The organism is Streptomyces sp., from assembly GCF_050698815.1.
Lineage (GTDB): Bacteria > Actinomycetota > Actinomycetes > Streptomycetales > Streptomycetaceae > Streptomyces.
The window spans coordinates 1-11,289 of the sequence record NZ_JBOHCV010000229.1 but is presented as its reverse complement, the minus strand read 5'-3'; the positions used below and the strand labels follow the sequence as shown (position 1 = coordinate 11,289).

The 11,289-nt window shown below is 71.0% G+C and carries 13 protein-coding genes; 10 read left to right on the top strand and 3 right to left on the bottom strand.

Annotated features, from left to right (window positions below):
- Positions 1-208: 208 nt before the first annotated feature.
- From ACRDP3_RS08440 to ACRDP3_RS08395, 10 genes are all read left to right on the top strand, one after another.
- The gene (locus ACRDP3_RS08440) at positions 209-1,906 is read left to right on the top strand and encodes a nitrite/sulfite reductase (protein WP_431516226.1); all 1,698 of its coding nucleotides are present in this window, start codon (positions 209-211) and stop codon (positions 1,904-1,906) included.
- Complete coding sequence (locus ACRDP3_RS08435) at positions 1,903-2,097, top strand: hypothetical protein (protein WP_431516225.1); 195 nt, start codon at positions 1,903-1,905, stop codon at positions 2,095-2,097. The genes ACRDP3_RS08440 and ACRDP3_RS08435 overlap by 4 nt, the downstream gene beginning before the upstream one ends.
- Positions 2,094-2,801, top strand: coding sequence for a phosphoadenylyl-sulfate reductase (locus ACRDP3_RS08430; protein WP_431516224.1), 708 nt, complete (start codon positions 2,094-2,096; stop codon positions 2,799-2,801). The genes ACRDP3_RS08435 and ACRDP3_RS08430 overlap by 4 nt, the downstream gene beginning before the upstream one ends.
- Before the next feature lie 20 nt (positions 2,802-2,821).
- A complete protein-coding gene (gene cysC / locus ACRDP3_RS08425) occupies positions 2,822-3,388 on the top strand; it encodes an adenylyl-sulfate kinase (RefSeq protein ID WP_431516223.1) in 567 nt (188 codons plus the stop codon).
- Entirely contained in the window at positions 3,385-4,320 is a 936-nt protein-coding gene (gene cysD, locus ACRDP3_RS08420; RefSeq protein WP_431516222.1) for a sulfate adenylyltransferase subunit CysD, read from the top strand. The genes cysC and cysD overlap by 4 nt, the downstream gene beginning before the upstream one ends.
- A gap of 2 nt (positions 4,321-4,322) precedes the next feature.
- The gene (locus ACRDP3_RS08415; protein WP_431516221.1) at positions 4,323-5,705 is read left to right on the top strand and encodes a sulfate adenylyltransferase subunit 1; all 1,383 of its coding nucleotides are present in this window, start codon (positions 4,323-4,325) and stop codon (positions 5,703-5,705) included.
- 171 nt (positions 5,706-5,876) lie between these two features.
- On the top strand, positions 5,877-7,007 hold the full coding sequence (locus ACRDP3_RS08410) for an ABC transporter substrate-binding protein (protein WP_431516220.1): 1,131 nt from the start codon (positions 5,877-5,879) through the stop codon (positions 7,005-7,007).
- A gap of 139 nt (positions 7,008-7,146) precedes the next feature.
- On the top strand, positions 7,147-7,905 hold the full coding sequence (locus tag ACRDP3_RS08405; RefSeq protein ID WP_431516227.1) for an ABC transporter ATP-binding protein: 759 nt from the start codon (positions 7,147-7,149) through the stop codon (positions 7,903-7,905).
- The gene (locus tag ACRDP3_RS08400) at positions 7,892-8,803 is read left to right on the top strand and encodes an ABC transporter permease (RefSeq protein WP_431516219.1); all 912 of its coding nucleotides are present in this window, start codon (positions 7,892-7,894) and stop codon (positions 8,801-8,803) included. The genes ACRDP3_RS08405 and ACRDP3_RS08400 overlap by 14 nt, the downstream gene beginning before the upstream one ends.
- A 26-nt stretch (positions 8,804-8,829) precedes the next feature.
- Positions 8,830-9,594, top strand: a complete 765-nt coding sequence (locus ACRDP3_RS08395; protein WP_431516218.1) for a sirohydrochlorin chelatase — start codon at positions 8,830-8,832, stop codon at positions 9,592-9,594.
- Between the two features lie 47 nt (positions 9,595-9,641).
- Here the strand turns inward: ACRDP3_RS08395 and ACRDP3_RS08390 are convergent, their stop codons facing one another.
- The 3 genes from ACRDP3_RS08390 to ACRDP3_RS08380 all read right to left on the bottom strand — a co-directional run.
- On the bottom strand, positions 9,642-10,268 hold the full coding sequence (locus ACRDP3_RS08390) for a winged helix-turn-helix domain-containing protein (RefSeq protein WP_431516217.1): 627 nt from the start codon (positions 10,266-10,268) through the stop codon (positions 9,642-9,644).
- A 154-nt stretch (positions 10,269-10,422) separates the two neighbouring features.
- Positions 10,423-10,518: a putative leader peptide gene (locus tag ACRDP3_RS08385; RefSeq protein ID WP_431516216.1), complete on the bottom strand. Its 96-nt coding sequence runs from the start codon at positions 10,516-10,518 to the stop codon at positions 10,423-10,425.
- Between the two features lie 149 nt (positions 10,519-10,667).
- On the bottom strand, positions 10,668-11,289 hold a 622-nt coding region (locus tag ACRDP3_RS08380), incomplete at its 5' end, for a S8 family peptidase (protein WP_431516215.1).

Genomic DNA, 11,289 nt, shown 5'->3' with positions numbered 1-11,289 from the left:
ATTCACGAGCCGCCCTCACTGTCGCGGGCGCGCACCCTCCCCGCCTGAACTGCTCCGACCCCGCCTGCCCGTAGCCGCACGTCCTGGACGTACACGCAGGTCAGGGAAGGTTGAGCGATGCCCGCTGCCCAGGACCGTTCCCGAAGTCCGGTCGCGTCCGCACAAGGACGCCCGGGGGAACATCAAGGACGCCCGAAGGACGACCATCATGGCTGACACCTCCAAGCAGCCCGCTTCCGCACCCAGCCGTCGGAAGGCCGGACGCCACCGCGGCGAGGGCCAGTGGGCCGCTGGGCACTTCACTCCGCTCAACGGCAACGAGCAGACCAAGAAGGACGACGACGGTCTCAACGTGCGGACACGCATTGAGACCATCTACGCGCACCGTGGGTTCGACTCGATCGACCCGGCCGACCTGCGCGGACGCATGCGCTGGTGGGGTCTGTACACCCAGCGCAAGCCCGGGATCAGCGGCGGCAAGACCGCGATCCTGGAGCCGGAGGAGCTGGACGACGAGTACTTCATGCTCCGCGTCCGCATCGACGGCGGGCAGCTGACGACGCAGCAACTGCGCACGATCGGGGAGATCTCACAGGAGTTCGCGCGCGGCACCGCCGACATCACCGACCGCCAGAACGTCCAGTTCCACTGGATCCGCATCGAGGACATGCCCGAGATCTGGCGGCGGCTGGAGGGCGTCGGCCTGTCGACCACGGAGGCCTGCGGCGACACACCCCGCGTCATCCTCGGCTCGCCCGTCGCCGGGATCGCAGCCGACGAGATCATCGACGGCACCCCCGCCATCGACGAGATCCACCGCCGGGTCATCGGCAACCCCGCCTATTCGAACCTGCCGCGCAAGTTCAAGACCGCCGTCTCGGGCTCGCCCCTCCTCGACGTCGCACACGAGATCAACGACGTCGCGTTCGTCGGCGTGGAACACCCCGAGCTGGGGCCGGGCTTCGACGTGTGGGTCGGCGGCGGACTGTCGACCAACCCCAAGCTCGGTGTGCGGCTGGGCGCGTGGGTTCCGCGCGACGAGGTCGCGGACGTGCACGAAGGCATCGTCTCGGTCTTCCGCGACTACGGATACCGGCGGCTGCGCACCCGCGCCCGCATCAAGTTCCTGGTCGCCGACTGGGGTCCGGAGAAGTTCCGTCAGGTGCTGCAGGACGAGTACCTGCTGCGCACGATGGCCGACGGGCCCGCACCCGAGAAGCCCGTGCAGCAGTGGCGCGACCACATCGGCGTGCACCAGCAGCGGGACGGCGCCCACTACGTGGGCTTCGCGCCGCGGGTGGGCCGCGTCGACGGCGCGACGCTGGCCAAGATCGCCGACCTCGCCGAGACACACGGCTCGGGCCGCGTCCGAACCACCGCCGAACAGAAGATGATCATCCTCGATGTGGCCGGGGACCAGCTGGAGTCCCTCACCGAGGCGCTGGAAGCGCTCGACCTCACCGCCCGGCCCTCGGTCTTCCGGCGCGGCACCATGGCCTGCACCGGCATCGAGTTCTGCAAGCTGGCCATCGTCGAGACCAAGGCCCGCGGCTCCTCGCTGATCGACGAACTGGAGCGCAGGATGCCCGAGTTCGACGAGCCGGTCACCATCAACCTCAACGGCTGCCCCAACTCCTGCGCCCGCATCCAGACCGCCGACATCGGACTCAAGGGACAGCTGGTCACCGACGCCGACGGCGAGCAGGTCGAGGGCTATCAGGTGCACCTGGGCGGTTCACTCGGACTGGAGCCGGCCTTCGGCCGCAAGGTGCGCGGTCTGAAGGTCACCGCCCGGGAACTCCCGGACTACATCGAGCGCGTGCTCCACAACTTCCAGGAGCAGCGCGAGGACGGCGAGCGCTTCGCCCAGTGGGCGGCCCGCGCGGAAGAGGGTGCGCTGAAGTGAGCGAGCGAGCCGCCCCGTTCTACTGCCCCTACTGCGGGGACGAGGACCTGCGCCCCTCCGAGGAGGGGCACGGCACCTGGGAATGCGCCTCGTGCAACCGGGCGTTCAAGCTCGCCTTCCTCGGGCTGCTGAGCAAGGGCCTGCGGCGCGGGAACGGCGAGGACCCTCAGGAAGGGACACCGATTTCATGACCACCGCACAGGAGCACTCCACGACCGAGCTGCGGCGGCTCGCTGAAGAGGCGGGCCGGGACCTGGAGGACGCGCCGGCCCTGGACGTACTGCGCTGGGCCGCCGAGACCTTCGGGCGCCGCTTCTGCGTCACCTCCTCGATGGAGGACGCCGTCGTCGCGCACCTCGCCTCCCGCGTGTTCCCCGGCGTCCCCGTGGTCTTCCTCGACACGGGCTACCACTTCCCGGAGACGATCGGGACCCGGGACGCGGTGGCCGCGGTGATGGACGTCGAGGTGATCACGCTGACGCCGCGGCAGAGCGTCGCCCAGCAGGACGCCCGGTACGGGCCGAAGCTGCACGACCGCGATCCCGACCTGTGCTGCTCGCTGCGCAAGGTGCAGCCGCTGGAGGAGGGACTGCGCTCCTACGACGCGTGGGCGACCGGACTGCGCCGCGACGAGTCGCCGACCCGCGCCGGGACCCCCGTCGTCGCCTGGGACGAGCGGCGGCAGAAGGTCAAGGTCTCGCCGATAGCCCGCTGGACGCAGGAGGACGTCGACGCCTATGTCACCGAACACGGTGTGCTCACCAACCCGCTGCTGTCCGACGGCTACGCCTCGGTCGGCTGCGGGCCGTGCACCCGGCGGGTGCTGGCGGGCGAGGACGCCCGCGCCGGACGCTGGGCGGGTCAGGGCAAGAGCGAATGCGGAATCCACCTGTGAACGGAGGCGGGGAGCGGAAGATGACCGGAACGACAGCCCGAGCGGCGGCCGGAACCGGCGGCGCCACCGTCTGGCTGACGGGTCTGCCGAGCGCGGGCAAGACGACGATCGCCCACGCGCTGGCGGAGCAGCTGACCGGGCAGGGGCACCGGGTGGAAGTGCTGGACGGCGACGAGATCCGCACCTTCCTCTCCGCCGGCCTCGGCTTCTCCCGCGCCGACCGGGACCTGAACGTGCAGCGGATCGGCTTCGTGGCCCAGCTGCTCGCCTCGCACGGCGTGACGGTCCTGGTGCCGGTGATCGCGCCGTACGCGGACAGCCGGGAGGCGGTGCGCAAGCGTCACCAGGCCGCGGACACCGGCTATCTGGAGGTGCACGTCGCCACCCCGGTGGAGGTCTGCTCCACCCGCGACGTGAAGGGCCTCTACGCGCGGCAGGCGTCCGGTGAGATCTCCGGACTGACAGGCGTGGACGACCCCTACGAGGCCCCGGAGAGCCCCGATCTGCGGATCGAGGCACACCGGCAGGGCGTCGAGGAATCCGCTGCGGCGCTGCGCGCGCTGCTCACCGAAAGGGGACTGGTGTGACGACGGCGATCACGGCACCGGAGGGCACCGACAGCCCGTACGCGCTGTCGCACCTGGACGCGCTGGAGTCGGAGGGGGTGCACATCTTCCGTGAGGTGGCCGGGGAGTTCGAGCGGCCGGTGATCCTCTTCTCCGGCGGCAAGGACTCCATCGTCATGCTGCACCTGGCGCTGAAGGCGTTCGCGCCGGCCCCGGTGCCGTTCACCCTGCTGCACGTGGACACCGGGCACAACTTCCCCGAGGTCCTCGACTACCGGGACCGGGTGGTGGCCGAGCACGGGCTGCGCCTGCACGTCGCCTCAGTCCAGGACTTCATCGACGACGGGCGGCTGCGCGAGCGCCCCGACGGCACCCGCAACCCACTGCAGACGCTCCCGCTGCTGGAGGCCATCACCGGAAACCGCTTCGACGCCGTCTTCGGGGGCGGGCGGCGCGACGAAGAGAAGGCACGGGCCAAGGAGCGGGTCTTCTCGCTGCGCGACGAGTTCGGCGGCTGGGACCCGCGCCGCCAGCGCCCCGAGCTGTGGCAGCTCTACAACGGCCGGCACGCCGCGGGCGAACACGTCCGCGTCTTCCCGCTCTCGAACTGGACCGAGCTGGACGTGTGGCAGTACATCGCCCGCGAGAAGATCGAACTGCCCGCCATCTACTACGCGCACGAGCGCACCGTCTTCTCCCGCGCGGGCATGTGGCTCGCCCCGGGCGAGTGGGGCGGCCCCGGCCAGGACGAGTTCAGCGAGCGGCGCCAGGTGCGTTACCGCACCGTCGGCGACATGTCCTGCACCGGCGCCGTCGATTCCGAGGCCGACACCATCGAGAAGGTCATCGCCGAGATCGCCGTCTCCCGGCTGACCGAGCGCGGCGCCACCCGGGCCGACGACAAGATCTCCGAGGCCGCCATGGAAGACCGCAAGCGCGAGGGGTACTTCTGACCATGAACACACCCGCCACCTTCGGCACCGAGGATGCCGCACTCGCGGCCACCTCGCTGCTGCGCTTCGCCACCGCCGGGTCCGTCGACGACGGCAAGTCCACCCTGGTGGGCCGGCTGCTGCACGATTCGAAGTCGGTACTGGCCGACCAGCTGGAAGCCGTCGAGCACGCGTCACGCAACCGCGGCCAGGAGGCTCCCGACCTGGCGCTGCTCACCGACGGGCTGCGCGCCGAGCGGGAGCAGGGCATCACCATCGATGTCGCCTACCGCTACTTCGCCACTCCCCGGCGGCGGTTCATCCTCGCCGACACCCCGGGCCACGTGCAGTACACCCGGAACATGGTCACCGGCGCCTCCACCGCCGAACTTGCCGTCGTGCTGGTGGACGCGCGCAACGGCGTGGTCGAGCAGACCCGCAGGCACGCAGCGGTCGCCGCGCTGCTGCGCGTCCCGCACGTCGTCCTCGCGGTCAACAAGATGGACCTCGTCGGCTACGAGGAGTCCGTTTTCGCCGCCATCGCCGAGGAGTTCACCGCCTACGCCGCCTCGCTCGGCGTCCCGGAGATCACCGCCATCCCGATCTCCGCGCTGGAGGGCGACAACGTGGTGACCCCGTCCGCGCACATGGACTGGTACGGCGGACCGACCGTACTGGAGCACCTGGAGACCGTCCCGGTCACCCACGACCCGACCGGGGACCCGGCCCGCTTCCCCGTCCAGTACGTCATCCGCCCGCAGACCCCCGAACTCCCCGACTACCGCGGCTACGCCGGCCAGATCGCCTCCGGTGTGCTGCGCACCGGACAGCCGGTGACGGTGCTGCCCTCGGGCCGTACGAGCACGATCGAAGCCCTCGACGTACTCGGCCGGTCCGTGGACGAGGCCTGGGCACCGCAGTCGGTGACCGTGCTGCTCGCCGACGACCTGGACATCTCCCGGGGCGACATGATCGTCCCGGCCGACGCCTCGGTGGGCACCAGCCAGGATCTGACGGCCACCGTCGCCCACCTGCACGACACCCCCCTCACACCCGGGGCACGGGTGCTGCTCAAGCACACCACCCGCACGGTCAAGGCCATCGTGAAGGAGATCCCCTCCCGGCTGACCCTCGACGACCTCTCCCAGCACCCGGAGCCCGGCCGGCTCGAGGCCAACGACATCGGCCGGGTCGTGATCCGTACGGCGGAGGCGCTGCCCGTCGACGCCTACGCGGACTCCCCGCGCACCGGCGCCTTCCTGCTCATCGATCCGGCCGACGGCTCCACGCTGACCGCCGGCATGGCGGGAGACGCTTTCGCCGACGCCGTACGCGACACGGCGGACGCCGGGACCCGGCTCGAGGGCGGCCGTCCGGCGCCCGACGACGAGGGCTGGGACTTCTGAGCATGTTCCTCGCGACCGAGGTCTTCTCGACCTTCGACCAGACAGGCGGCCGGATCGGCAGCGGCGTCCGCGGCAGCGGCCAGGGAGGCGTCGGGGCATGCCGGGGGTGAGCCCCGCCGCCGTGCCCCACCGCCCCGCTCCCGCCCCGCCCTGACCGAGAGGACCCGCCCGATGTCTGCCCAGCCCAGAGTCCGAGCCCCGCGAGCGCGCACCGCCCGCACCGCACTCGTCGCCGTTGTCGCGCTTCCGCTGCTGCTGACCGCCTGCGGCTACGGCTCCAAGGCCCCCGCGGACAAGGGCGGCCCGGAGGCCGTCGGCGGCAAGAAGACCGACGGCCTCGACCAGGTCAAGGTCGGCTACTTCGGCAACGTCACGCACGCCACCCCGCTGGTGGGGCTGCGCAAGAACGGCGAGATCCCCAGGGAGCTGGGCGGTACGAAGGTCTCCACCCAGGTCTTCAACGCGGGCCCGGCGGCCATCGAGGCGCTGAACGCCAAGGCCGTCGACATGACCTGGGTCGGCCCCTCCCCCGCGGTCAACGGATACGCCAAGTCCGGCGGCAAGAACCTCAAGATCGTCTCCGGGGCCACCTCGGGCGGCGCCTCCCTCGTGGTGAACCCCGACAAGATCAAATCGCTGAAGGACCTCAAGGGCAAGCGGATCGCCACCCCGCAGCTCGGCAACACCCAGGACGTCGCCCTCCTCAACTACCTGGCGGAGAAGGGCCACAAGGTGAGCCCGGAGACCGGCAAGGGCGAGGTCTCCGTGCTCCGCCAGGACAACAAGGAGATCCCGACCACCTTCCAGCAGGGCGGCATCGACGGCGCCTGGGTGCCCGAGCCCACCGCGTCCAACCTCGTCGCCAAGGGCGGCAAGGTGCTGCTGAACGAGAAGAAGCTGTGGAAGGACGGCAAGTTCGTCACCACCAATCTCGTCGTACGGCAGGACTTCCTCAAGAAGCACCCCGACGTGGTCGAGGCCGTCGTGCGCGGCTCGGTACGGGCCAACGCCTGGATCAACGACCACCCGGACGAGGCGAAGAAGCACATCAACAGCGCGCTGGAGCGGGACGCGGGCAAGCGGCTGCCGCAGCCGGTCCTGGACTCCGCCTTCAAGGACATCGAAGTCACCGACGATCCCCTCGCCGCCACGCTCAAGCAGGAGGCCGCGCACGGAGTGACGTCGGGGCTGCAGAAGAAGGCCGATCTCAAGGGCATCTACGACCTCTCGATCCTCAACCGGGTGCTCAAGGGCGAAGGCAGGCCCGCGGTCGAGGACGCCGGACTCGGCGGCAGCCGATGACCAGACGCACCGCCGCACACACGGCCCCTCACCGACGCACCACACCGACCCGGAGGTGACAGCGATGACCACGACACTCGCCACCAAACCCAGCACCGGATCGACGCCGGGCACAGGCGTCGCCGACGCCCGCCCCGCGATGGACAAGGCGGGCTACGCCGCCCGTATCGACCATGTCTCCAAGTCCTTCGGCCGTCCCGGCGCCGAACAGCTCGTACTGGACGACATCGCGCTCGACGTCGCGCCCGGCGAGTTCGTGACGCTGCTCGGCGCGTCCGGCTGCGGCAAGTCCACGCTGCTCAACCTGGTCGCGGGGCTCGACAAGCCCTCGGCCGGCAGCATCGACGTACCCGGCGGCAGGCCGTCCCTGATGTTCCAGGAGCACGCGCTCTTCCCCTGGCTCACCGCCGGGCGGAACATCGAGCTCGCGCTGAAGCTGCGTGGCGTGCCCAAGCCCGAGCGGCGCGCGGAGGCGGAGCGGCTGCTGGAGCTGGTACGGCTGACCGGAGCGCACCGCAAGCGGGTGCACGAGCTGTCCGGCGGCATGCGGCAGCGCGTCGCGCTCGCCCGCGCGCTCGCCCAGGACAGCCAACTGCTGCTGATGGACGAGCCGTTCGCGGCGCTGGACGCCATCACCCGGGACGTGCTGCACGAGGAGCTGACCCGGATCTGGACCGAGACCAACGTCTCCGTCCTCTTCGTCACGCACAACGTGCGCGAGGCGGTGCGGCTCGCGCAGCGCGTGGTGCTGCTGTCCTCGCGGCCGGGACGCGTCGCGCACCAGTGGGAGGTCGGCATCCCGCATCCGCGCCGCATCGAGGACGCCGACGTCGCCAACCTGTCCGTGGAGATCACCGAAGAGCTGCGGGGGGAGATCCGCCGGCATGGCCAGCACTGATACGAAGCCGGCCGAGCCCGGCACGCCGGACGCCGCCGCCGCCGACCTGGCGGGGCTGGAGGCAGGGCTCGACGCGCTCGACACCCGCACCACCACGCGTCCGCCGCTCGGCCAGGTGCTGCGGCGCAAGGTGCTGCCGCCGGTGGTCGCGGTCCTGCTCGTACTGGCGCTGTGGCAGCTGGTGTTCGTGCTGGACCTCAAGCCGTCCTACCAGCTGCCGGGCCCGCTGATGGTGTGGGACGCCCTGGCCGAGGAGTGGTACAAGGGCACGATCCTGTCCATCATCTGGCAGAGCGTCTCGCGCGGCGCCCTCGGCTTCGCCGTGGCACTGGTCCTGGGCACGCTGCTCGGGCTGCTGGTGGCACAGGTTAAGCCCGTACGGGCGGCGATCGGACCGATCCTGTCCGGGCTGCAGTCGCTGCCGTCGGTGGCATGGGTGCCCGCGGCCATCATCTGGTTCGGGCTGACCGACGCCACGATCTACGCCGTGGTGCTGCTGGGCGCGGTGCCGTCGATCGCGAACGGACTGGTCGCGGGCGTCGACCGCATCCAGCCACTGCACCTGCGGGCGGGCCGGGTCATCGGCGCGACCGGGCTGCGCGGGGTCCGCCACGTGCTGCTGCCCGGCGCGCTGCCCGGCTACATCTCGGGGCTCAAGCAGGGCTGGGCGTTCTCCTGGCGCTCGCTGATGGCGGCCGAGCTGATCGCCACCTCGCCGGAACTCGGTGCGGGACTCGGCCAGTTGCTGGAGACCGGGCGGGCGTACCAGGACATGCCGCTGGTGCTCGGTGCCATCGCGCTGATCCTGCTGGTCGGCATCGGCATCGAACTGCTGATCTTCGCCCCGCTGGAGCGGCGGGTGCTGCGCAACCGCGGCCTCCTCGCGACGGCCCACTAGCGAGAGGACAGAGAGGACCTACCGCCATGCACGATGCGACACGGCCCACCCTGGTGGTCATCGCACACGGCAGCCGCGACCCGCGGCACGCCGCGACCGTCGCCGCGCTCTGCGCGCGCGTGCGGGCGCTGCGGCCCGGGCTGCGGGTGGAGGTCGGCTATCTGGACTTCAACGCCCCGTCCGTGCCGCGGCTGCTGGAACGGCTGGACCGGGAGGGCGCACGCGACATCATCGCGCTCCCGCTCCTGCTCGGCCGCGCCTTCCATGCCAAGTCCGACATCCCGGCCGTACTGCACGAGGCGACAGCACGGCTGCCCCGCCTGGCCGTGCGGCAGACGGACGTACTCGGGCCGCACGGGCTGCTCGTCGCCGCCCTGGAGCGGCGGCTGCGGGAGGCGGGACTGGGCGAAGGTGACCACCGCTCCACCGGGGTGGTGCTGGCATCGGCGGGCTCTTCGGACCCGGAGGCGATCGCAGTGATCGCGAAAACCGCGCGGGAGTGGCGGCGCACCAGTGGTTGGTGCGCTGTGCGGCCTGCGTTCGCCTCCGCATCTCTTCCCCGCACCGCCGACGCCGTCCGCGGGCTGCGCGCGGACGGCGTCGAGCGGGTGGCGGTGGCGCCGTACGTCATCGCCCCCGGCTTTCTGCCCGACCGCATCCTGGCGGGCGCCGCGGAGGCCGGCGCGGACGTGGTCGCGCCCGTGCTGGGCGGCTCACCGGAACTGGCCGCGCTGCTGGCGCTGCGCTACGACGAGGCAGCGGCCGGGCGGCCACTGGCGCTGACCGCCTGACCGCCTGTCACCTCGCGGCCACTGCGGGCCCCCGTCCCGCGTCCGATTCAGCCGGTACGGGCCGGCTCGTACTTGTAGCCGACACGGCGGACCGTGACGATGCGCTCCCGGTGTGCCCTGCCCAGCTTGCCGCGCAGCCGTGCCACGTGGACGTCAACGGTTCGTCCGTCACCGACGTGGCTGTAGCCCCACAGCGTGGCGACCAGATGCTCGCGGGTGTGCACCCGGTGCGGATGGGCGACGAGATGGGCCAGCAACGCGAACTCCAGGTAGGTCAGGTCGAGCGGCCGCCCGTCGGCCTCGGCGATGTGCCGGTCGGTGTCGATACGGACGCCGCTCGGCGCGTCGGCGAGCGGCGGGTCCGCGGGCGGCGGTTCACCCGTGGGCGGCAGCGCGCGGAACCTGGCCCTGCCGCCGTCGGCGGTGAAGAGTTCCGGAGGCTCCTCCCCCTCCGGGACAAGGACCAGATAGCCGACGATCGGCGGTGTGGCCTCGTCGACCACCCGGAGATGACGTGCGGCGGCGGGAAGAACTCCGGTCACGGCGGGGCTCCTTCGGGGGCTGGGGGTACGTTGCGGGTCAGGCCGCGTCGGAGACGTCCGGCGTGTAGTGCCCGGCGGCGTCGCCCTCGATGCTCCGGCTGTGGCCGCCGTCGACACCCGCACACGGACCACATTTCCGTAGGCACGGAAATGTGGTTACGCGGGCAGCGCGGAAACACCGGTGTGCGGCGAATACCGGCACCCGGAAAAAGGAAGCGAAAGAAGGAAATTCAGCCGCGGCAGGGCGGCAGCCCGAGCATGTGGGAGGGAATCAGCTGAGCGTGACTCAGCGGCCAGCGGCACAGATGGCGCTGGCGTGACGTCGCAGATCGACGTGCAAACGCGCAACAAGGTTCGCGGACTGATTCACGGGATTGAGCATGCCAGCCCGCCCGGTACTGCGTCAACGGATTCCGCTGCCGTCTCGAATAGCGGATGACCGAAAGCCGAGGATCCGTGCCCGGAAAAGACGAACCGCCCGCCGCGTCCCCTTAACGGGGCGCGACGGGCGGCTGTTCGCTCGTGGTGCGGTTACTCGCCGATCTTGAGCAGCTTGTTCGGCGTGCCCTCGCTCGGGTTGGATATCGCGTCCGGTATCGCGCCGTCGGTCAGACCCTTGGCGACATCGGCGGGCTTTGCGTCCTGGTTCGCGCCGAGGAAGACGGCCGCGGCGCCGGCGACGTGCGGGGCCGCCATCGAGGTGCCGGACAGGGTCTCGGTCGCGTCGTCGCCCGTGTTGGTGGTGGAGACGATGTCCACGCCGGGGGCGTAGATGTCCACCAGCTTGCCGAAGTTGGAGAACTCGGCCTGCTTGTCGGTCTCGTCGCTGGCGGCCACCGTGATGGCGTCCGGCACCCGTGCCGGGGAGCTGCCGTCGGCGTCCGCGCTCTCGTTGCCGGCGGCCACGGAGTAGCTGATGCCGGCGTCGATGGACTTCTGCACGGCCGCGTCCAGCGCCTCGTCCTTCGGACCGCCGAGGCTCATGTTTGCGACGGAGGGACCCTTGGCGTTCTTGGTCACCCAGTCGATGCCCTTGACGACCTGCTCGGTAGTGCCGGAGCCCTGGTCGTCCAGCACACGCACGGCGACGATGTTGGCCTTCTTGGCGACACCGTGGTCGGTACCGGCGATGGTGCCCGCGACGTGCGTGCCG